The 21,500-nt window shown below is 39.3% G+C and carries 24 protein-coding genes; 7 read left to right on the forward strand and 17 right to left on the reverse strand.

Going from position 1 to position 21,500, the window contains the following annotated elements:
* Position 1: 1 nt before the first annotated feature.
* The 7 genes from ODQ17_RS05840 to ODQ17_RS05870 are packed head-to-tail and all read right to left on the reverse strand — an operon-like array spanning position 2 to position 5,922.
* Entirely contained in the window at positions 2 to 1,225 is a 1,224-nt protein-coding gene (locus ODQ17_RS05840; protein ID WP_144733237.1) for an MFS transporter, read from the reverse strand.
* A gap of 42 nt (positions 1,226 to 1,267) precedes the next feature.
* Positions 1,268 to 2,479 carry an NAD(P)/FAD-dependent oxidoreductase gene (locus tag ODQ17_RS05845; protein ID WP_322902351.1) on the reverse strand — a complete coding sequence of 404 codons (1,212 nt, stop codon included), beginning with the start codon at positions 2,477 to 2,479 and terminating at the stop codon, positions 1,268 to 1,270.
* A gap of 28 nt (positions 2,480 to 2,507) precedes the next feature.
* On the reverse strand, positions 2,508 to 3,437 hold the full coding sequence (locus ODQ17_RS05850; RefSeq protein WP_322902353.1) for a VOC family protein: 930 nt from the start codon (positions 3,435 to 3,437) through the stop codon (positions 2,508 to 2,510).
* Between the two features lie 11 nt (positions 3,438 to 3,448).
* Positions 3,449 to 4,213 (reverse strand): SDR family oxidoreductase, encoded by a 765-nt coding sequence (locus ODQ17_RS05855; protein WP_322902355.1) that lies wholly within the window; start codon positions 4,211 to 4,213, stop codon positions 3,449 to 3,451.
* Positions 4,206 to 5,273, reverse strand: a complete 1,068-nt coding sequence (locus ODQ17_RS05860; protein ID WP_005303271.1) for an aromatic ring-hydroxylating oxygenase subunit alpha — start codon at positions 5,271 to 5,273, stop codon at positions 4,206 to 4,208. The genes ODQ17_RS05855 and ODQ17_RS05860 overlap by 8 nt, the downstream gene beginning before the upstream one ends.
* 16 nt (positions 5,274 to 5,289) lie before the next feature.
* Positions 5,290 to 5,589: a recombinase-like helix-turn-helix domain-containing protein gene (locus ODQ17_RS05865; protein WP_005070730.1), complete on the reverse strand. Its 300-nt coding sequence runs from the start codon at positions 5,587 to 5,589 to the stop codon at positions 5,290 to 5,292.
* A 27-nt stretch (positions 5,590 to 5,616) separates the two neighbouring features.
* Positions 5,617 to 5,922: a non-heme iron oxygenase ferredoxin subunit gene (locus ODQ17_RS05870; RefSeq protein ID WP_002117586.1), complete on the reverse strand. Its 306-nt coding sequence runs from the start codon at positions 5,920 to 5,922 to the stop codon at positions 5,617 to 5,619.
* A 273-nt stretch (positions 5,923 to 6,195) separates the two neighbouring features.
* Between ODQ17_RS05870 and ODQ17_RS05875 the strand changes: the two genes are divergently transcribed.
* Positions 6,196 to 7,008, forward strand: a complete 813-nt coding sequence (locus tag ODQ17_RS05875) for an IclR family transcriptional regulator (RefSeq protein WP_005303269.1) — start codon at positions 6,196 to 6,198, stop codon at positions 7,006 to 7,008.
* Between the two features lie 46 nt (positions 7,009 to 7,054).
* Here ODQ17_RS05875 and ODQ17_RS05880 read toward each other — a convergent pair whose 3' ends face one another.
* Positions 7,055 to 7,354 (reverse strand): hypothetical protein, encoded by a 300-nt coding sequence (locus ODQ17_RS05880; RefSeq protein ID WP_151987156.1) that lies wholly within the window; start codon positions 7,352 to 7,354, stop codon positions 7,055 to 7,057.
* Between the two features lie 14 nt (positions 7,355 to 7,368).
* On the reverse strand, positions 7,369 to 7,950 hold the full coding sequence (gene pnuC, locus ODQ17_RS05885) for a nicotinamide riboside transporter PnuC (RefSeq protein ID WP_107881090.1): 582 nt from the start codon (positions 7,948 to 7,950) through the stop codon (positions 7,369 to 7,371).
* Between the two features lie 401 nt (positions 7,951 to 8,351).
* Between pnuC and ODQ17_RS05890 the strand changes: the two genes are divergently transcribed.
* The 4 genes from ODQ17_RS05890 to ODQ17_RS05905 all read left to right on the forward strand — a co-directional run bounded on the left by ODQ17_RS05890 (position 8,352) and on the right by ODQ17_RS05905 (position 11,782).
* Entirely contained in the window at positions 8,352 to 9,296 is a 945-nt protein-coding gene (locus ODQ17_RS05890) for a DMT family transporter (RefSeq protein ID WP_322902360.1), read from the forward strand.
* Positions 9,297 to 9,490: 194 nt separating this feature from the next.
* Positions 9,491 to 10,279 (forward strand): crotonase/enoyl-CoA hydratase family protein, encoded by a 789-nt coding sequence (locus tag ODQ17_RS05895; protein ID WP_191899640.1) that lies wholly within the window; start codon positions 9,491 to 9,493, stop codon positions 10,277 to 10,279.
* A gap of 35 nt (positions 10,280 to 10,314) precedes the next feature.
* Positions 10,315 to 11,193 carry an alpha/beta hydrolase family protein gene (locus ODQ17_RS05900; RefSeq protein ID WP_322902363.1) on the forward strand — a complete coding sequence of 293 codons (879 nt, stop codon included), beginning with the start codon at positions 10,315 to 10,317 and terminating at the stop codon, positions 11,191 to 11,193.
* Between the two features lie 28 nt (positions 11,194 to 11,221).
* The gene (locus ODQ17_RS05905; RefSeq protein ID WP_322902365.1) at positions 11,222 to 11,782 is read left to right on the forward strand and encodes a TetR/AcrR family transcriptional regulator; all 561 of its coding nucleotides are present in this window, start codon (positions 11,222 to 11,224) and stop codon (positions 11,780 to 11,782) included.
* A 45-nt stretch (positions 11,783 to 11,827) separates the two neighbouring features.
* Here ODQ17_RS05905 and pgaD read toward each other — a convergent pair whose 3' ends face one another.
* From pgaD to ODQ17_RS05930, 5 genes are all read right to left on the reverse strand, one after another.
* Positions 11,828 to 12,247, reverse strand: a complete 420-nt coding sequence (pgaD, locus tag ODQ17_RS05910) for a poly-beta-1,6-N-acetyl-D-glucosamine biosynthesis protein PgaD (protein WP_322902367.1) — start codon at positions 12,245 to 12,247, stop codon at positions 11,828 to 11,830.
* 89 nt (positions 12,248 to 12,336) lie between these two features.
* The gene (gene pgaC / locus ODQ17_RS05915) at positions 12,337 to 13,593 is read right to left on the reverse strand and encodes a poly-beta-1,6-N-acetyl-D-glucosamine synthase (protein WP_004794047.1); all 1,257 of its coding nucleotides are present in this window, start codon (positions 13,591 to 13,593) and stop codon (positions 12,337 to 12,339) included.
* Positions 13,594 to 13,606: 13 nt separating this feature from the next.
* Entirely contained in the window at positions 13,607 to 15,601 is a 1,995-nt protein-coding gene (pgaB, locus tag ODQ17_RS05920) for a poly-beta-1,6-N-acetyl-D-glucosamine N-deacetylase PgaB (RefSeq protein ID WP_199986972.1), read from the reverse strand.
* A gap of 243 nt (positions 15,602 to 15,844) precedes the next feature.
* Complete coding sequence (locus ODQ17_RS05925) at positions 15,845 to 16,183, reverse strand: FKBP-type peptidyl-prolyl cis-trans isomerase (protein WP_002117532.1); 339 nt, start codon at positions 16,181 to 16,183, stop codon at positions 15,845 to 15,847.
* An 87-nt stretch (positions 16,184 to 16,270) separates the two neighbouring features.
* A complete protein-coding gene (locus ODQ17_RS05930; protein WP_322902371.1) occupies positions 16,271 to 16,801 on the reverse strand; it encodes a YaeQ family protein in 531 nt (176 codons plus the stop codon).
* Between the two features lie 188 nt (positions 16,802 to 16,989).
* On the opposite strand from ODQ17_RS05930, the gene dctA reads away from it, so the two are divergent.
* The gene (dctA, locus tag ODQ17_RS05935; RefSeq protein WP_322902373.1) at positions 16,990 to 18,264 is read left to right on the forward strand and encodes a C4-dicarboxylate transporter DctA; all 1,275 of its coding nucleotides are present in this window, start codon (positions 16,990 to 16,992) and stop codon (positions 18,262 to 18,264) included.
* Between the two features lie 31 nt (positions 18,265 to 18,295).
* Here dctA and ODQ17_RS05940 read toward each other — a convergent pair whose 3' ends face one another.
* Positions 18,296 to 19,294, reverse strand: a complete 999-nt coding sequence (locus tag ODQ17_RS05940; protein WP_322902376.1) for a CobW family GTP-binding protein — start codon at positions 19,292 to 19,294, stop codon at positions 18,296 to 18,298.
* 499 nt (positions 19,295 to 19,793) lie between these two features.
* On the opposite strand from ODQ17_RS05940, the gene ODQ17_RS05945 reads away from it, so the two are divergent.
* Complete coding sequence (locus ODQ17_RS05945; protein ID WP_005303247.1) at positions 19,794 to 19,994, forward strand: hypothetical protein; 201 nt, start codon at positions 19,794 to 19,796, stop codon at positions 19,992 to 19,994.
* Positions 19,995 to 20,109: 115 nt separating this feature from the next.
* Here the strand turns inward: ODQ17_RS05945 and ODQ17_RS05950 are convergent, their stop codons facing one another.
* Both ODQ17_RS05950 and ODQ17_RS05955 read right to left on the reverse strand, forming a co-directional pair.
* Positions 20,110 to 20,625 (reverse strand): acyl-CoA thioesterase, encoded by a 516-nt coding sequence (locus tag ODQ17_RS05950; RefSeq protein WP_005303245.1) that lies wholly within the window; start codon positions 20,623 to 20,625, stop codon positions 20,110 to 20,112.
* A gap of 252 nt (positions 20,626 to 20,877) precedes the next feature.
* Positions 20,878 to 21,492 carry a MarC family protein gene (locus tag ODQ17_RS05955; RefSeq protein ID WP_004794054.1) on the reverse strand — a complete coding sequence of 205 codons (615 nt, stop codon included), beginning with the start codon at positions 21,490 to 21,492 and terminating at the stop codon, positions 20,878 to 20,880.
* Positions 21,493 to 21,500: the final 8 nt, after the last annotated feature.

The following is a 21,500-nucleotide window of genomic DNA, read 5'->3' on the forward strand; positions in this document are numbered from 1 at the left end:
ATTAATAACGTTTTAAAAGAGGAACTAAGAACAACGATCCAATGACAGCGACAGCAGCCAAGAAAGTAATTCCTAAATTAAAACTATGTGTTTGCATCACGATGTAACCGATAAGAACAGGCGCAATTGCACTTGCAAAATTACCTAAACCGTTAAATATTCCACCCGCAGTCGCCCCTACATTTGAGGTCGTTACTCTTGCAAGCAGGGCAAATACAGCTGCTACTCCAAAGCCCCACGCCATAGCGCTTAAAGACATGGCAGCAATAATCAATAGTGGCTCAGTCATAATGACCATCACATACATGAAGATGCCCGCAAGTAGTAAACCGCTAAATACTTGAATTGCTCGGCGGCCTAACTTGTCAGATAAAAACGCACCGATAATTTCGCCAATTAACATGGCAATGAACGGAAAGCTTGAATACATCCCAAACTCTTTGAGATTGAATCCTTTGTCTTGCATAAGATAAGAAGGAACCCAGCTGTTTAAGCCCCACAAATACGTCATCAACGCAATGTTAAAGAGACACACCAACCAGAATGCGCTGTTGCTGAGCAGCAATTTAGTGTTAGCAATGTGGCCTTTGAAATTGGTGCGTTTACTCTCACCATCAATTTCGACAGTTTTCTTGAGCTGCAAGTTACGTAAACCAAAAACAATGCTGAAAATGGCAATGAGCGTTAAACCCGCCATCACAAAAAACGTGGTGTGCCAGTCATGGTGCGCTAAAACATTTGCCGTGATTGGGAACCCAAGAAATGCACCTATCGGTGTTCCAAGTAAGAACATGGTAGAAGCACGTGCTTGCTGATGGTCTGTGTAAGTCTGCTTAACAATGGTATATGCCAAGGCAAATAACGGACCTTCTGCTAAACCAAGTAATACACGTAAAATCAACATGCCTGAATAACTGGTGGTGAAGCCCATGCAAAACATGAGTAAACCCCACGACGTTACGCTCCAAAACAGCATTTTCTTTGGGTTAAAAATGTCACCCAAAAAGCTTAGAAAAACTGATGAAAAACCATAAGCAAGTAAGAAACTTGTCATGAGCCATCCGAGCTTGGCCTTATCTTCAGCAATTCCCATTGCACTTTGAAAATGAGGATCTGAAAATAAAACCGCAATACTAATCTTGTCGAAAAACGCCAGTACCACGCACACCATAAGGACAAAAGCAGGTACCCAATGCTTCAATCCACTTTTTTCTTCATTACTCATGTGTCATTCCTTCGATTTGGTAATGAGAACCAGATTTAATGTTTACGGTTTTAACTTCATGACATTAAATTCAGCATCTGCTAATAGTTTTGGATCTAAAACGGTGTTGGCTTGCATCCAACGTTTTGCCAGTTTGACTAGCTTCGAGTCATTAATGGCAATCATGTTGAGCAAACGATTTTCATGGTCCAGATATAAATAGCTCACCTGATCATCCCCACCTTGGCGAATCACTACTTCCTTCGTTTTTTCAGGCTGATACGTTCCTAAAATCTGGATATTAAAGTGATATTGATCTGACCAAAGCCATGGAATATCACTATATTCAGTTTCAATTCCCAGCATTGATTTCGCTGCGGCAATCGCCTGATTTTGCGCATTCGCCCAAGACTGAATGCAATAGCCCAAGCCCGGATGAATCGCGACATCACCTGCGGCATAAATGTTTTGATCTGAAGTTTGCCCAAAACAATTCACCACAATGCCATCTTTCACATCGAGACCAGCGTGCACACCTAACTCTTTGGCAATGTCAGCGCCCGCACCTACCACAACGCAGTCAAATAACTGACTATTTTGTGGGTGATTCACCACTTCAACTTTTTGATTTGGCGCTTCAACTAAATGAAGACTCTTGCTGTCTAAATGAATTTTTGTACCTTGAGTTTCATGCATATTTTTTAAAAATGCAGACACTTCAGGACTCACACTTCTTGCACATAAACGGTCGCCATATTCAAAAATGTGAACATCTTTACCTTGCTTACGTGCAGTTGCCGCAATTTCAAGACCAATCCAACCACCGCCAATCACAGCGACATTTTTTGCATTCTTTAAAATTTCAGCCAAACGTTCACAGTCTTGTACATTGCGTAAGGTCACAACATTTGGAATGAACTGCCATGTATTGACCGGTACACGTGCACGGCTTCCGGTTGCAATCAACAATTTGTCATACGGCAAAACTTGGCCACTTTCTAAATGAACCTGTTTTTGCTCACGATCGACTTTTGTCGCAATTTCCGGTTTATGCCATTGAACCTTGAACTCTTGAACCTGCTCAGGAGAGAACAGATTCAAACTTTCATAAGTTGCTTCTTTTGAAAGTACTTGCTTAGACAGTGGTGGACGCTCGTAGAAGACTTGATCTTCATTTGAAACCACGTGAATTTCGCCCGCATAACCGTTTTGGCGTAGTGTGCTTACTGCCCAACCCGCTGCCTGTCCAGCACCTACAATTACGATCTTTTCCATAGCCATCTTCCTTGTAAAGCCATACCTGTTAAACAGGTTTCACCTGACGGCGGGTTGTGTCATCAAGACCACCTTCAATCGCCCATTCGGTGAAAAGCTCTAGACGATGTTCTTCTACACGTGGCTGCCATTCTTCTGTCAAATAATCATCGTTAGTGTAGTACTCAAATGCACCACCCAATGGTGAGTTGACGTACCAGAAATAAGCAGAAGAAATTGGGTGACGTCCCGGCCCAATAAAGGTTGACCATTCCGAACGATTCATATTTAAACCGCCCCCAATTACTTCATGGATATCACGTACTACAAACGCAACATGATTTAAGCCAGCAGGTTTATTTGGAACACTGAGCAAGAATAAATCATGGTGATAACCTTCACCGCGACAACGTAAGAATGCACCGCGATTTTTATAGGCATCCGATAAATGAAAGCCTACTTTTTCAATATAGAAGTTTTCAGTTGTTGCCAAATCTGGTGTGAAGAACACCACGTGTCCAATCGCAACAGGTTGACCTTTTTCATAGACAGGACTTGCTGCATTCACACGTTGAATGTTGCCGTATTGGTTAATACCTTCCGTTTTGAGTTCTGGTACTTCTTTTACAAAACTTTGTTCAAAACGAATGGTCATGCCATTTGGGTCAAGACACTGAACTGTATTTTCAGAACGTTTAAAACCTTCTACATCGGCCAAACGAGCTGCCAAGTCTTCAAGGTCTTGAACACTATCAACGCCCCAAGTCACTTCACGTAAAGTTGAACCTTGCTCAATGGCAACTGGCAAACGATCATCATCACAATTAAATAGATAAATCTTGCTGCCATTTTGGGTTTGGTATAAATCTGTGCCTTCAATATCTGAAGTACTTTGACTTAAACCAAAATCTGCCAAAAACTTGTTTGAAGCGGTTCTATCTTCAACTCCAAACTTTAAAATCTCAATCCCTGTAATCATTTGACTACTCCTTAGTTAAAGACAAAACCGCCATTGACCGGAATATTTTGACCTGTCACAAAAGAGGACAAATCCGACAGTAGATACAATGCTGTTCCATTTAAATCTTGTGGAAGTTGCTGACGTTGAATCGCTCTTCCTTTGACATATAAATCGTGACGTTCTTGAGGCACATACTCGGTTGCTTCAACCAAAGTTAACCCCGGTGACAATGTGTTGACACAGATATTGGACTGCCCCAACTCTCTTGCCATTGAACGCGTCATGGCAACAATTGCACCTTTACTTGCCACATAAGCCATTAGGTTCGGTGCGCCCCAAAGTGCTGTATCGGAAGCAACATTAATAATTTTACCAGCAGCCGATTGCTTTAAATGGGGTACGCATGCCTTGCTGATGAGCCATGTGCCTTTCACATTAATATTCATGACCCGATCCCAAAGTTCAGGATCGTAATCAATCATATTTTTTCCACCTACATTGGTTGCAAGCGCCGCACAGTTCACAAGGCCATCTAGCCCTTTTAACAGCTCAACGCTTTTTGCAACCGCATTTTCAATAGAGTCTGCATTGGCAAGGTCAACGGTGACAGCATGAACGTTTAGCCCTTGTTGCTGTAGCGCTTGTGCTTCTTGTTGCACCAAGTCAGACAAAATATCTGCCATCACAACTTCAGCACCTGCCTCGGCAATGGCTTGAGCAAAATCTCGGCCTAAACCACGTGCAGCACCAGTCACTAAAACTTTTTTGCCTTGCAACAACGCTACATTAGCCATGAGCTTCTTCCTGCATCTCGATACGATTTGATGCATTTAGCGCAGCAATTTTCTTTAATTGCTTTTCAGCTTCTTTTTTCATTAAACGGCGTAAACGTGCAAGACCAACATCGTGTTGATAGAGGAACTCTTTTTCACGCGCATTTGGTGCAAGGTTTTCTAAAATAATTCGGTCTTGTTCCAATACATCCCAATGCAACTGTTCTAAATGATTGCGATATAAGAAACGCCATACATTACGTTGCCAGCCACTCACCTTACGGCAGCGCCAGAAAAATACGCGAGTATTGTTGGCATCAATTGGCGTTGCATAACCTACAATCCAGAATTCGCCACCTGGGCCAAATTGTTTGCGGTATGGAATTGAAAGTCGTAACCAACTCGCACCTGTTGAACCATATTCAACCCAGTCGAAGTTCACACCTAATTGACCTTCTTTTTCAAAAACAAAGCCATTATCGGTCGTGCGGTGTTTCATCTCTGCGGTACGATCACCATCTGCCATCGAGTGCGATGTCGCATGTAAATAACTACCATGCATTGGATCCATCACGTTATCAATTGCATACTGATGGTTTACTTTCCAGTCTGCTTGGCAAAGGAATGCACTCCACTCTTCGCTTGCCAGTTGCTCTGGAAACTCAAGCGGTTTTGGCTGTTCGTTTGCATCAATACCAAACCAGATGAAGATTGCGCCATGTTGCTCAATTACCGGATAGTTCTTTAAACATTTAGTTCCAGTCATTGGACATTCATGAACCGCTGGCACATCAGCAACTACACCATCAGCACGAACTTCAACACCGTGATACCAGCAAGCCACTCGGTCACCTAAGTTCCAACCAAGGGAAAGACGAGCACCGCGATGCGGACAGCGATCTTCAAGTGCATGGACCTGACCTTCGGCATCACGCCAAACCACAATATTTTCGCCTAAACGGGTAATACCGACTGGATTAGCAGCGACTTCCCAACTTGCTAAAACCGGATGCCATTGGTCACGTAAACCAAGTTCTAAATATTCTTCAGCGCTTTGTGAAGTTGATACGATTGCGTTCATTTTATTCTTCCCTGAATCAATAACCTAAACGTTGCATTTCTTCTGTAAAGCTTGCAGAAGTCCATTCATCACCAGATTCACAGCGGAAACCCTGTTGATTAAGTGCAGAAACAACGTCATCTAACTCTGTTGCGCCCGCAGAAAATGCCTGAATCAAGTTCTTTACAAAATCTTGTTCGTAGAGCGTTGGTTCTTTATAACGTGTTTGCCAAACCAACAATTCAGATTGACCAGGAATTTGAATATTGTTGATGCCTGCTTCGGTTGCTGGCGTTGCATGAATCCAGCTTGCCAACTTTTCATTAAATGTCTTCATTGTTCTGCTTCCTTGTACATGTGAGGACTAGAGTTGAATTTGAATATCCTGTCCTTCAACACGAACTGGGTAAGTACATAGGTTTCTACACCCGGGTCCACTTTTTAGCTCACCTGTTTGAATGTCAAAAATTGCTTCATGCAATGGACATTCAACAGTTTGATCTTCGATAAATCCTTCGGTTAATAAGGCATACGCATGAGGGCAAACATTTTCGATAGCAAAGTAATTTTCGTCGACGAAAAATACGCCTATTTTTTTCCCTTCAATTTCGATGGCTTTCGGCTCATCTTCGCTAACGTCACCCTGCTGACAAACTGAGATCCAACTCATACCTTGCGTCCTCATTTTGTTTTATATACAAAACATAATTTGATTTTCAAAACACAGGCTAAGCATAATCCCCTTGATCATTTTTTGTCAAAGTAAAAATAAATATAAAATTCATTTATTTAGTTAATTTTAAATATTTTGTTACGTTTCAAACAAGAAACAAAGTTTTAAATATAAAAATTGTTTTATGCATTTTTAACAATTACAATAGTTATAAAATAAAGCAGCATGCCCCAAATTGAATCATGTTTTATTTATAGGAAAATGACACGAATGAGCATAGCAATTGAAGAAGATTCGCAAGAATCAGAAACAACAAAAAATGATGATCGTTATTTAGTACCCGGACTTGTACGGGGTTTAGCTATCTTGCAAGCATTTAACCAACAAGCGCAAGAAATGACCATTACAGAAATTGCTGAAATTTTAGAAGTGAACCGTTCTAGTGCATTTCGTCTGATCTATACACTCGAATCTTGTGGCTATTTAAGAAAAGCATCTCAAAAAACTTATGCTCTCGATTCTAAAGTCATGGAGCTTGGTTTTAATAGTTTATCTAAACTTTCATTACTCGATTTATCGACACCATTAATGAAAGAACTACGTGACCAAACCAAACTTGCGGTACACCTTTCAATTTTAGAAGGCACTCATATTGTCTTTGTAAATAACATTCAGTCGATGGGAACCTTCACGAGCAACATTAGCTTAGGGACTCGCTGGCCTGCTCATGCAACCGTCATTGGTCAAATGTTATTGTCTGATTTACCTGAAACTGAAGTACGTCAGCGTTATCGTAACTTTGATGATTGGGATAGTTTTTCTGAACTGACTCCAACCAATTTAAAAACCCTATTACAAAGATTAGTCTATGTAAAAACCCAAAAAACCATGGTGAGCTGGGGTCATTACAATCATGATATGGCAGCCTGTGCGGCACCTATTTTTAAACAGTCAAACGGTAAAATGGTCGCTGTTATCTCTGTGAGTTGTCCAATTACCACTTACGATGAAAGAACATTTAAAGAAGATATCGCAAGCCTCGTTGTTGAAACAGCAAACAAAATTTCCAAATTTATTTATTAAGAAAAAGCGACGTTAAGTCGCTTTTTTTGTGATTTTATTTCTTAAATTAAAAATTACGCTTCAATACGTTCCCATTCATATCTTGAAAAATCAGTGCCGAAAGGCTTTCTTTAATATCAAATTTTAAATACTGCTGTTTAAATTGAACAACCGCATAAAACTCTTCAGCACCGTCATCTAAGCCAGTGGCAGAAATCTGGCTACCCTGTGGGAAATCTTTGAGCCACGCGGCATTATAAAAATCTGACACTGAACTAAATTCACAATACTGTTTTGGCTCAGCCATTATTTTTGCAGCAATCAGATCAAACTGTTGTTGTTTATAAACATCTAAGCTCAACAACATGATCACTCTCCAAATTAAAGCTGGTTAGAGGCTAAAAGCTGTTTCTTTTTAACTTTTTCCCATTGATACCAACCATAAGCGGCCATCAGAACAAATGCAGCATATAACGCAGCTGTTAAAAATAAATCTTTATAGATAAACATGCCCACATAAATAATATCGACAAATACCCAAAGTACCCAAGTCGCAATATGCTTTCGGCTGGTCCAATACGTTGCAAGTAAACTAAAGGCTGCAAGCTGTGAGTCGAGCATCGGTACTGCTGCATCGGTAAAGTTTTTAAGAACTAAACCAAATAGTAACCCACCTACCGCAGCAATAATCATTTGGATGATAGCGGTTTGAACTGCAATAGGTTCAATTCGAATGTCGTGATCTTGCTGCTTTCCTTTGAACCAATAGTAAAAGCCATAAAAATTTACGACCATAAAAAAGAACTGTAAAATTGTTTCGCCATACAGCTTAAATTCGTAAAACAAATAGGCATATAAAACAAAGGCAAAGAAATTAAACAGCCAACACCACATATTACGGATGACGGTTAATCCAACTCCAATGAGACTAATTAAGACCGCAAAGATTTCTAGAGGTGACATAAGCTGCTTATTGAGATCAATTTGACGAGGTATTATGAGAAAAATATGAAGCTAAGCAAACTACTAATTTAAAGTAATCAAAAAAACCATGTCTCATGCTTGAATCTAATTTGTACTTTTCCATTTATATGTTATAAAAATATCATCTATATTTTAATATACTTATCATGTTTTTATCTAAAGCCCATTGTTGTCTAGCGCGTCAATCATACGCCCCAGAGATTAAGTTCTATGTGGTCAATTGGCGACGTCCTTATTTTGGACAATTTGGCGCTTTAGATACGAAAAACGAGATATTTAATTTGTAATATATCCTCTGATTTTCATCACAAGCCGCCATAAAACGCGGCTTTTTTTATGTCCTTTTAAAACACCAAAGAACAAACTTTCTGGAGCTTTCTATGAAGCCATTATTTGAACAACAGAGTATATCCACCCCGCAGATTCAGCCGGCTGTAGCATTATCTTCATCTCCGACTCGCCTTGCTACAGCCGGCCAATTTATTGCTGTCGTCATTATTTGGTCGCTTACCCCACTAGCGGCCGTCTGGACAGTACAAGAAATTCACTGGGCATGGGGATTATTTATTCGGTTCAGTCTGGCGATTCCAATCGCCTTGCTGTGTCTAAGATTTTTTCGCTTAAAGCTCATCTTTAGTAAAAAAGCTGTTTTAAGTTATTGTGCTGGAGCCATTGGCTTATTTGGCTCTATGGCGTTTTGCTATATGGGTGCAGATAAAGTCCCCTCTGCCATTATTTCAATTATTTACGGCACCTCTCCGTTAGTATCTGGACTGATTAGCTCCTTTTTATTAGGACGCGAACGATTTTCAGTATGGCAATGGCTTGGTCTCGGTATTGCTCTTGTCGGGATGAGTTTTACTTTAGGACTGTCTTCATCAGGTTTTCAGCTCAACCGCATCGGTATTATGTTAGAGCTGATTGCGATGCTGTTTTATGTCTTGTCGACGTTTGCCGTGAAATCTGTCGGAGCGCATATTCCACCCATTACACAAATGACAGGTGCTACCCTTGTCTCATGGGTCGGTTATGTATGCTTGTTACCTTTCTTTTGGTCGCATCTTCCAACTGAATTTCCAAGTCTGAAAATTTCTTTAGCAGTGCTCTATAGCGCGGTTTTTTCATCTGTACTTGCCATGATTTTTTATTATCAACTCATCAAAATACTACAACCGACGACTGTGCTACTTATTACCATTATCACCCCAGTGTTAGCCACATTTTGGGGAACATGGTTCAACCATGAGCAGCTCAGCTCACATCTTATTTTAGGTTTAACTTTGTTATGCCTAGGGTTATTGATGTATTCACGTCGTCCAACATAATATTTATAACCTGATTGAGAACACTCATCAGGTTATTCTCCCCCTCATCCTTACATTAAGCTTAATAATAAAAACTTAGTTTTCTTTTAATCGCCCTTCTATTTTTGTTTACGGAATAGTCAACAAATTGTATTTGACACTTTTTAAACGATCGTTTAAAAACTTATTAAAAATAAACAAAGGACATCGGAAAAATGTCAAATCAAGAAGGAAAAGTCAGCCGTGAAACTCGCGGACATATTTTTTTAATTGGTCTAGATCGGGCAGCAAAACGTAATGCCTTTGATAGCCACCTGATTAAAGATTTATCACTGGCGCTTACTGAATATGAAAATAATGATGCTCTTCGCTGTGCAATTATCTTTGCCCATGGCGACCATTTTACGGCTGGATTAGATCTAGTTGAGTTACAACCCAAGCTCGCTACAGGTGTTTTTGATTTTAGTGATGAAGAAGTGAACCCTTGGGGTACAGTTGGACGAAAACTGAGTAAACCTTTAATTGTTGCAGTACAAGGTTATTGCTACACCGCTGGTATCGAACTATTTCTGAATGCAGACATTGCTTTAGCAAGTGAAAATACTCAGTTTGCACAAATGGAAGTTCAACGCGGCATCTTACCTTTTGGTGGGGCAACAGCGCGGTTTACTCAAGCCGCAGGTTGGGCCAAAGCCATGCGCTATTTACTCACCGGTGACTCTTTTGATGCCAAAGCTGCCTTTGATATGAACCTGATTACAGAGATATGCCCAGAAGGTACTCAAATCAACCGTGCAATAGAACTGGCTGAAAATATCGCTCAGGCTGCGCCACTTGCTGTAAAAGCGACCCTCGCTTCTGCCCGTGAAGCGATTAATGAAGGTTATGAAACTGCTTTTAGCCAATTACAGGGCCATCTTCAGCCTTTACTCACCACAGAAGATGTTCAAGAAGGTGTGTTTGCCATGTTGCAAAAAAGACCGCCTGTTTTTAAAGGTAAATAAAATTCCATCACGCTAGAAAAATAAAGAGAAAAGCAATGCAATCAGCAACTCAAATCAATGAACAGCTTAGCCAAACTGTACAATTCCCAGCTTTAGATGGTTATCAACTTAAGGGCACACGTTACTTTACAACGACACCAGCTAAAGCAAATATTGTCGTTGCAGGAGCAACGGGTGTGCCACATGAGTTTTACCGCCGCTTCGCTGAATATATGACACAATTTGGCTATCAGATATTCACATTTGACTATCGAGGGGTTGGAAAATCGAGTCCAAAATCTTTGAAAGGATTTGATATGTCTTATTTAGATTGGGGCAAACTCGATTTAGCAGGTGCAATTGAATATTTATCAAAAGAACCATTACCTCTTTTCATGGTTGGTCATTCCTATGGTGGCCATGCGCTAGGTCTACTACCTAATCATGATAAATTATTGGCCTGCTATACATTTGGTACAGGTGCAGGTTGGCACGGTTACATGCCACTGAAAGAACGTTTTAAAGTTCAAGTGGTCTGGAACATCGTGTTTCCACCCATTGTTGCTGTGACAGGTTATTTGCCTTGGAGCAAATTTAATATGGGTTCTGATTTACCTCTCAATGTTTATAAACAGTGGCGTAAATGGTGTAAAAACCCTAAGTATTTTTTTTCTGATCCAGAACAACAACACTTAATTGAACAATATGCTTCTGTCAAAGTTCCAATTTATGCAGTCTCAGCCCTAGATGATGATTGGGCTTTACCCGCTTCTTGTCGCGCATTTATGCAACATTATCGACAAACTCAAGTCTCCTACGTCAGTCTTCAACCTCAAGATGTTGCTATGAAAACCATTGGCCACATGGGCTACTTTAAAAAAGATGCTGAACACATCTGGAATAAAATCCGCACCACTTTTGATGATTTTTTATAAAACTGCTTTATGTTTTGGATAATGTGAAATGAGACCGCAAAAACTAACCAAAGAAGATCTGCTTAAGCACTGCGCTTTGCAGTTCAAAACTTATGGATATGCAGGAACGAGCATGGACATGCTGGCAAAAGCTTGCGGCCTCACCAAAGCTTCTTTTTATTATTATTATCCAAATAAAGAAGCGCTTTTGCTTGAAGTGTTAAATGGTACTCATCAATATTTAATCCATACTTTATTTGGAACAACTACAAGTTCAGGACTCTCAGCCATTGAATGTTTTGAGCAAATGCATAAACGTGCTGTGCATTTTTTTACCCAAGGCGTGAATGGTTGCCTGATTGGGGTAATTTCAATGGAGGCGGCGTATGGTTCACCTGAAATTTTAGCCAAAATACGCAGTATTTTTCAGGACTGGCAACTGGCTTTTCAGTCTATTTTTGCTTGTTGCATTGCTCAAGATCGAGCTGAGATTTTAGCAAAACAAAGTATTGCTGATTATGAAGGAGCAATCTTGATGTACCGTGTCACTCATGATGAGTTTTACATCGATCAAGTTAAGCAACGTATTCTTGGACTTCTTAATTCTTAAAAAAATAAAGCCCACTTAAAGTGGGCCTTATTTTATGGCTAATCGTTATTCAACTCTAACGATTTTACCTAATTCATCGTGGTGAACGACTGTAATTTTTTGGCTACGTCCCTGCTCAATTTCATGTTCAGGTAAATCAAAATAGCGCGCATAATCATCAGTCTGTTTTGCTTTAAGTGCACTGCCACCGACATGGCGCTCTGGTAGCAAATGGCTCCATAACAATAAGCAAATTGCACAAGCAATTAATGCGGTAAGGCCATGTTCAATTCCTACACCAAAGGCACTAAATAAACGGTGTACCAAATGAGTTTTTTGTAACTCAACCAATAGCCATACAAACACGAACGGACGCCACAACAACAACCAAACCGCCCACATCATGGCTGTGCTTGTTGTAGAAGCATAGCGTTTATGCCATGGTAATTGACGGCGTAAATCAATAATCAACGAATCTGTCTTCATTTCTCTCTTTACCTAACGAAGTGCTGTGGTTTTTCCCCAGACATCAATACAGCACGATCTTTAAAATCTCATGACTCTTGCATTTCATTCTAGCGAATGCCCCGATCCGGGCTCACCCAACGTGCTCGTTTCTCATCTCCACGTCGTAAGACTTTTGGAAATGCCACAATGGTTGCTGAAATAGTGATTAGCCAAAAGACCAATGGATACCAGATCATCCAGAAATAGTTTTTTCCTAGATGCGGTTCATAACGACTATCCATCCATTTGCTTAAAGCAAACTGAATTAGACAGGTTGCCCCCAATAAAATACCAGTACCATACGGTAAAAATGGGGAGCTCACAACAGCTAATGCAGGGACTGGTAAAATAAAATGTACCAACCATAACAAAGCCATCGCTAGCATTAAATATGACCAGACTAAAGTTAAGCAAAGCTCAAACATTAACGGCCATAAAAAATTCAATTTTGGTTTAGTGAACACATCAATATTTTTAATTAATACTTGTGCGCCACCCATTGCCCAACGTAAACGTTGTTTCCATAACCCATTGAGGGTTTCAGGCATTAAAATCCAAACCAAAGCATTCGGTTCAAACTCAATATCCCAACCTGCACGCTGTAACTTCCAAGTAATATCGATATCTTCAGTCAACATATTTGGTGACCAATAATCGACTTGGTGAACAGCACTTTTACGAAAAGCTGTAATTACACCCGACACGGTAAACAAGCGACCAAAGGTACGCTGTGCTCGTTTAATCATGCCCACAATCGAAGAAAACTCACCGACCTGAATACGCCCTAACAAAGTTGAGCGAGTACGGATACGCGGGTTCCCAGTAACAGCTGCAACCGTTGGATTTTCAAGGAAATGACGAATCATCCACTTCGCTGCATGTGGATCAAGTAAAGCATCACCATCAATACCAATTAAAAACTCGGCATCGGTCATTAAGCTTCCGGCTTGCAACCCCATGGCTTTACCTTGGTTTTGTGCCAAATGAACAACACGCAATTTTTCATGTTGTTCTGCTAAGCGGTCAAGTACTTCACCTGTATTATCTGAGCTACCATCATTAATCGCGATGACTTCAAAATGAGGATAGTCCAGTTTTAAAGCATGACTAATGGTTTCCTCTGCATTATCTCCTTCATTAAAACAAGGAACTAATACAGCGACTTTTGGATAACTTTCCAATGGAGCTGGTTGATCGTAAGGCGGAGCCTGACGTTCTCTCCAATAGAAAATGATCGCACCCATCATCCATAAATACGACATGAATAAGGGATAGTAAAAAACGAATTTTAAGGCATGCGACCATATTGCAGCAAAGATTGTCATGTTTCAGCCTCGACTACGGCACAAGACGAGATGATTTTTCGGCAAATGCTTTATGCATTACGTCAACATCCGGGTGATCTTTGATTGGGTCATCAGGGTAATATCCGACATGCATTACACCTTGCTGATACAGTGAATGAATTGTTGCTGCCATTTCAGTTGAAGGTACCTTTTCATTTTTACGCCAGTCGGTTGCCTGTAATTCAAAAACAGTTTTCTTGAGGCCATTAGGATATTGTTTCACGCGATCAATCATGTCTTTATAGAACTGATCTGAATTATCGACCTGCTCCATATAAGGCATTGCCATAATAGCTGTAAAATCATAATGCTTTAATGACTCTTCAAGCGATTGTGAATACCAGTTTTCTGCATATGGTTTTAAAGCCACCTGCGCATATAAGTTACGTGCAGTCACCAAGAACGGCTCATATTGTCTCACGTCATCAACAAGTTGCATTGCAAAATCATCTAAATATTTTGTCTTATATGCAGTCCATTTCTGCAAGTCTTGATCGTTCTCACGGATTTTTGCTAAATCTGTTGGTAAACCTTGTTTTGCATAAGCCTTTAAAGCATCAGGGCTTGCATCTTCATAATCAGATAAGGTGACGTCGTCATGGAATAAAAGTCCGTTAAACGGCGTTGATTTAGCTAAATCCTGATAAATTTCACGAATAGTTTGGCGTGCATCTGCTGAGAACGGACTTAAACGGATATAACCCATATTAAGATGTTCACCCGCTTTTTCCTGCTGAGTTACCACCAGGTTCTTAGAAACAGGATCGGTTTTTGGTAGTTCCCACGCCAATAACGGCATCCACGCATAAATACGGCTTACAGAAGTGCGCGTTTGAATTTGCCATGCAACACGGTTAAACAAGTCTGCACGCATTGGAATATGGCGGTTTGGGAAATAAACCATATCCGCAGAACCATTCGCATCTGGATCTGAAAATGCCTGTAAATAAACTGTATTTACACCCATGCCATTAATTCGATCTAACAAGTGACCTAAATTGCGCTCTTGTTGTTTCGGGTCTGGATCATAAATATAGTCCAGATCGACATGCATGATTTTTTGCGGACGATTATTATCCGTTAAATTTAATTCACGGTTTTTAATTTCTTGAGCCAAATCATCAGTTGTCATTCCACCTTCTACCAAAATACGGCTCATATTTTGTAGAGATTGTTTTGCATGGTCTGCCCCATCATCAAGTGTAATGGTCACTGGCATACCCAATTTTTTTGCAATTTGGACAGTTTGCATATTATAGCGACCATATGGCCACACCATAATACGCGGCGAACGTAAGCCATGCGCTTTTAATAAATCATTATTCTTTTTCAGGTCGTCATAAATTCGTGCCTGATATTGTTTATCGTTTTCGTAAGTTTGAGTTTTAACATCATAAAAACGAGTCGTTGCAGCAGGTTCAGAGTTGCCTTGCGGGTTACCTGTAATACCACGATGCAAATGATAGCTATGATTGGCGATTTCTACAAAACCACTATCTTGCATCTCTTTAAGTTCATTCCAGCTTAAGATTTTATCACGTGGAATTTCTTCCCCTGAAAAATCTACTTTTTGGCCAGCTTTTGGCTCTAACCATGAACCCACTACAGCCAAAACAACTGGAATTTTTTTAGCTTTAAGAACTGGATAAGCATTTTGATAAAAAGACTGATAACCGTCATCTACAGTTAATAAAACTGGTTTTGTAGGCAGTTGGAATTTGCCCTGATGAGCACGGATCAACTGATCAACCGTAATAAAATGGAACCCGTTTTTTTGTAGCCACTCGACATGCTGTGTAAATTGTTGAGTCGTCACTGCATATTGAGGAATTAACGCATTTTTAGTATCGGTAATTTCATGATAACCAATCACCGTGAGTGTTGAAGCGTCCAGTTTAGGTGGTTTGGCTAATGCCATGCCTGACAAACCTGCCAAGGCCAAGCCAAGTGATATGTTCAACAAAGGAGATGCAAAGCGGATAATCATGAAATAGCGTCTCAATAACAATATAGATTACTTATGTGAAATTTGATGTTAGGGCACAAACTTTTTGAAAGTTGGTCTTAATATCACACTGCTCACAAATGAACAGTTTTTCAGTCAGCATTTATAATCAAATAATCTGAAAATAATCTTAAATATTCAAAAAGCTAAAATATAAATTAATAATGTATTTATATTTAAAGCTCATATAAACAAGAAAGCCCCCTAAAGGGCTTTCAATTTTCACTAGTCACGAGTTTTGACATCAAATAATTCAATTTCAAAAATTAAATTAGAATTCGCTGGAATAATTTTACCCATTTTACGCTCGCCATAAGCTAAATGAGCAGGCACGATTAACTTACGTTTGCCACCAACTTTCATTCCCATAATGCCTTGGTCCCAGCCTTTAATTACACGACCTGTTCCAATCACGCATTCAAAATAGTTACCGCGGTCAATTGAAGAGTCGAATTTAGTACCGTCTTCTAACCAACCTGTATAGTGAGTTGTAATCAAAGCACCTTTAACCGCCTCTTTGCCTTCACCTACTTTTAAATCGATAATTTCTAATTCATTTGACATGCTTTAACCCTTAAACTGAATTTCTAAAATCGCAATTAGTACTTAGTGTACCAACTGAATCTGTAGAATTTGTTGCGCTTTTCTAAATTACTGTAACTGTGTCCAAACAACATTTGCCTGACCCTTTTCACCTAAAAGTGTCCACTCGTTGTCCATCACATTTAATTGTAGTTGCATGGTACGCTCACAGAGCTGTTCAAGCTCGGCTGTACTTTGAGGGGCAATTTGCCACACCTGAACGTTACTTAAGGTTTTAATTTTACTGTTTCGCTTCCACCAGTCTTCGATTTGTGTGCCATAAACAACAACCGCAACCGTTTTACAACGCGCACTGGCTTTTTTAACTTTATCTTCAGACGGCAAACCGACTTCAATCCAAGTTTCTAGTTGACCCGTTAAATCTTTTTGCCATAACGCTGGCTCGTCAGTTTCAAAAAGGTCTTTAGTAAACTCAAGCTCATCACTTGCGAAACGGGCAAAAGCCATCAAACGAACCATTAAACGTTCTAAAGTTTCCGAAGGATGCAAGGCAAGCGTCAGTTGATAATCACCATAAATATGGTCATCCATATTGGCAATATTCAAGTCTGCCTTATAAATTGTTGCTTTAAGCGCCATGATTAATATGTTCCAAAATTTGGCGCTAAGGATACTCGATTTTAGGTAAAAATTATAAAAAAACTAAGCAATCCACAGCATAGTAATTGGAAATTTGCATATTCTTCCAAAACGCTCTGCTTGCTTTAGAGTTGGCCGGCTTTTTGCTTGAAAGAGAAATATTCTCCTCTTGCTAAAATTGATGACTTATGTGGCAAAAGCTTAAACGTAGTTTATTTTTACAGGTTCTTTGTGCTCTCTTTCTAGGAGTTGCAGTTGGGGCTGGTTTTCATGATTTCTCCTTATCTTTAAAACCATTGGGCGATGGTTTTATTTCTTTGATTAAAATGCTGATTGCACCCATTGTGTTTTGTGTCGTTGTACTGGGAATCTATGGTGCAAACGATATCAAAAAAATGGGCAAAGTCGGTGCAAAAACCATTCTCTATTTTGAAGTGGTCACCAGTATTGCTTTAGTTTTAGGCATTATTGTGGCTTATGTATTTAAACCGGGCGTCGGTATGAATATCAATATCAGCCATTTAGATGCAAAAGATTTAAGCACTTATACCGAACGTGCTCATGAAATGCACACAGGTTCGGAATTTCTACTCAATATTATTCCGAAAACATTCACTGCTGCTTTTGCAAACGGCGATATTTTACAAGTTTTACTCATCGCTATTTTATTTGGTGTATCACTACTTTTAATTCCTAAACATTTGGCAGAGTTAGTACGTCAGGCGCTTGAAGCTTTTTCAGAAGTCTTCTTTAAAATTATGGGGCTAATTATTCGTTTAGCGCCGATTGGGGTATTCGGATCAGTGGCCTATACCACCGCCAAATTTGGTTTAGATTCACTTCTACAATTGGGCTATTTGGTTTTACTGTTTTATGCGACCTGCATTTTATTTGTTGTGGTTGTCTTAGGTTCAATTTTAAAACTTGCCGGTCTCAACATCTTCAAATTTGTGGCTTATTTTAAAGATGAGTTAGCGATTGTTTTGGGTACAGCATCTTCTGACTCTGTTTTACCCCAAATTATGAAAAAACTCAGAAATCTGGGAATTAAAGATTCAACGGTAGGTCTGGTCATTCCTACGGGTTATTCTTTTAACTTAGATGGGTTTTCAATTTACTTAACTTTAGGGGTGATCTTTATTGCACAAGCCTGCAATATTGATTTATCCACTCACGACCTGTTGGCTATTTTACTGGTTTCACTCATCACTTCTAAAGGCGCACACGGTATTCCTGGCTCAGCTTTAGTTATTCTTGCAGCAACACTGTCAGTTATTCCAAGCCTTCCTGCAATTGGTCTAGTGCTTCTACTTTCAGTCGATTGGTTCATTGGCATTATTCGTGCCTGCACCAACTTAATCGGTAACTGTGTTGCTGCTGTAGTGATTGCACACTGGGAAAAAGATATTGATCATGCTCAAGCCAAAGCAGTATTAGATACAAAAAACTTAAATCCATTATGAGAACATTAAATCGTCTTTGGTTTAATGTTCTCTATTTTTCAAGCTGACAAGCAAGTAACGCCGTTTCAAAAGCCAACCAATCATGATGATGTTCGCTAATGATTTCAATACGGTTATCAATACTCTCTTCGCCAGACTTATAATTAAACTGATCAGGATTAAAGTTAAAAACTTTCCAACCTTGATCTGTATTAAAAATTCCCTTAATTCGAAGCCAGTCTTGCTGTGCACATAATAAATCTAGCAAATTATAAAAATCGAATTTCCAGCGTTTAGGTAATTTCCAACCTGCGACAATATAGCCTTGCGCCGACTCGACATAATGATAAGGTAATTGTTGAATTTCCTTCTTAACCTCGGTTTCAGTCATTTGCTTTTGAAGTTTAAGTAAAGGCTGTATAGATCGCTCAGTTAAACGAGCAGCTACATCAATTTTATTTAAAGCTAACTGACCATTTTCAGTTTTAATCCACTCTTGGTGATAAGGCTTGTATTCTTCTTTTAATAAATCAAGCGCCTGATCATCTTCAAAAGTCATCACATCCATATGTGACACCACCACAATCTGGGCAGCTTTTAACTGATCTTCATAAAGGTTTTGTTTAACCCAATTTGTATCGTGCAAACGGCTACCATCAACAACAGTAATTAATGCTCGCATGGCTAAACTACTTTGCCAATGCGGCTCTGTCAGTTGGTCAAATAACTGTGAAGGATGCCCAAGTCCTGTCGGTTCAATAAAGAGTCTATCCGGCTTTTGTTCACTCAATAGACGAGCTAAAGCAATATGCATAGGCAATTGACTGCTACAACACAAGCAACCACCTAATAATTCTTTGACTGCATAGCCTTCATCTTGAGGTAAGAGTTGTTGGTCTACTCCAATTTGCCCAAATTCATTCATTAATACAGCCCAAACTTCATCTTTAGGTTTCTGACTTAATAAATGCTGTAATAATGTGGTTTTTCCTGCCCCTAAAAAACCAGAAATAATATGGGTAGGAACAGTTTTTTGGGCAATAAATTTCACAAGCGACTCAAATCAACAAGGTTTCAAAACTAAGAAAGGTATATCACTGTTTAAATCCCATGAAAATGATTTTTCACTTTGAAGATATACTTTTCAATTATCAGGCTAAAACACTTAATATGTGATATACATCCCACTCAAAATCTAAATTAACTTTTAAAAATAACAATTCAAACGGAATATTCTATTTACGCGCATTCACAATTCATGCCAGAGTGTAAGTTTTACGTAACACAATTGATCTTTTTTCATTCGATAAGAAATATTTTTACACATTTTAAGGTGTAATTAAGCCCTTTAATTTTACAGATTCCGCACATAAACGGCCCGTATATTTCATATTGTTAAGATAGGCGTAATAGATTGTTAAGTTAATTGATGTAATCCAAACCTCAGCTTAGCATGTGTCCTAGCTTAGTCATTCAGCCATACAGGTTTCATGTAGGTACGAATGATTAGGTTTAATTTATTTTTAAATGAAATTTAAGGATGCCATAAAATGAAATTAGCTAAAACTTTACTCGCTACTACACTTGCTTTAACTGCTGCTTCAACTTTCGCTGCTTCTAAGCATGACCAAGCACATACCACTGCTGGTGAAGAAAAAGTTGTTGTTTCAACTCAAGAACAAGCAAACACTGCAAATGCTGCATCTGATGCTGTAGGTTCTGCTTCTGAAGCTGCTCCTGCAACTCGTTAATTCTCTCAGCACTCTCCTCCAAGCTCAGAGATAATTTTACTGAAATGAAATATGGACGCTGAATTTTAGTAAAGAAGAAAAAGGATCGAACCATGCTGCGGTTCGATCCTTTTTTTTAAGAAGATTTTTTATACATGCTACAAGATGGATTATGGTTTTCTTGTAGACGTAAAACTTTACGGTGCTCAGCTGCTTCAAAGCGGCAACGCTTCCACTCTGTATCAAGTTTCAAATGAGGCACTTCACATGGCTTACCCTGCTCATCAACAGCAACCATAGTGAAATAACAGCTATTGGTATGGCGCACTGTGCGCTTCTGAATATTTTGGGCTTCAACACGTATTCCGACTTCCATTGAAGTACGGCCTACATGGTTAACACTTGCCAAGAAGGTTACCAACTCACCTACATAAATAGGTTCTTTAAAATTTACCTTATCTACAGATAAAGTCACCACGTAGCCACCCGAATAACGACTTGCGCAAGCGTAAGCGACTTGGTCTAGTAGTTTTAGAATCGTACCACCATGAACATTACCTGAAAAATTTGCCATATCAGGCGTCATCAAAACTGACATCGTCAATTCAGACTGATCATCAGTTGCTGTGGTTATTTCATCTAATGTAGGCATAGCTAAACTCTGTGTCTTAAAACAAGCTCAGTAAACATTATGGTTGATAATTCACAAAAAAAACATGCTTAAATCCACAACATAGCATTGTATTTTTTAATATCTTTGATTGTTTTTTAAAATTTAAATTTTTAAGGCATTATTTTTAAAGTTCTTTTTTAAAGCTTTTTTTATTTATCTTAGTTTTTTTAGAAGATGCTATGCCATTTTATTCCACGCTTAATGGCATAGCAGGATGTTATAGGTCGCTCGCTATACTTTAGTAATAACGCCTGTTACACCATTAATGATCATATCAATGGCGATCGTACCGATTAATAAAGCAGATAAACGCCCGACAATATCAAAATAGCGATCGATATGTTTGGCATGTTTATAGCGTAAATGATCATGTGAAAATTTCATCAAAATCAAAATACTACAGGTTAAAAATAAGGTGAAGGCAATCACTAGGGCTGCCTCACCAATTGACATTTCAATACCTGTAACCACAGCAGCACTAATGGTGCCCGGACCGATCATAAACGGCATGGCAATGGTGCCAGCCAGATGTTCTGGTGCACCGCGCATTTCACCAATCGTATCGGCACCCTGAAAAACATAGCGATAGCCAATCACCAAAAAGATGAGGCCTCCAAATATCTGAAAGGCTTCAAAACGTACATTCAGATATTTACTAAAAATTGTTTCGCCGCCCCATGCAAATAGCATGAACACGACAAAAGCAATCAAACTTCCCTGAATCAGTGCTTTATTAAACACCTTGGCTTCTGAATGTCGGATCAGGCCAATCATGTAGATGCTCATTAGAAATGGATTGAGCAACGAGAAAAATAAAGCAAAAGAATGTAGATAAGGAGAAGCCATGCATTTTC

It is taken from the genome of Acinetobacter sp. IRS14 (genome assembly GCF_034650275.1).
In the GTDB taxonomy this organism is placed as follows: Bacteria; Pseudomonadota; Gammaproteobacteria; order Pseudomonadales; family Moraxellaceae; genus Acinetobacter; species Acinetobacter oleivorans.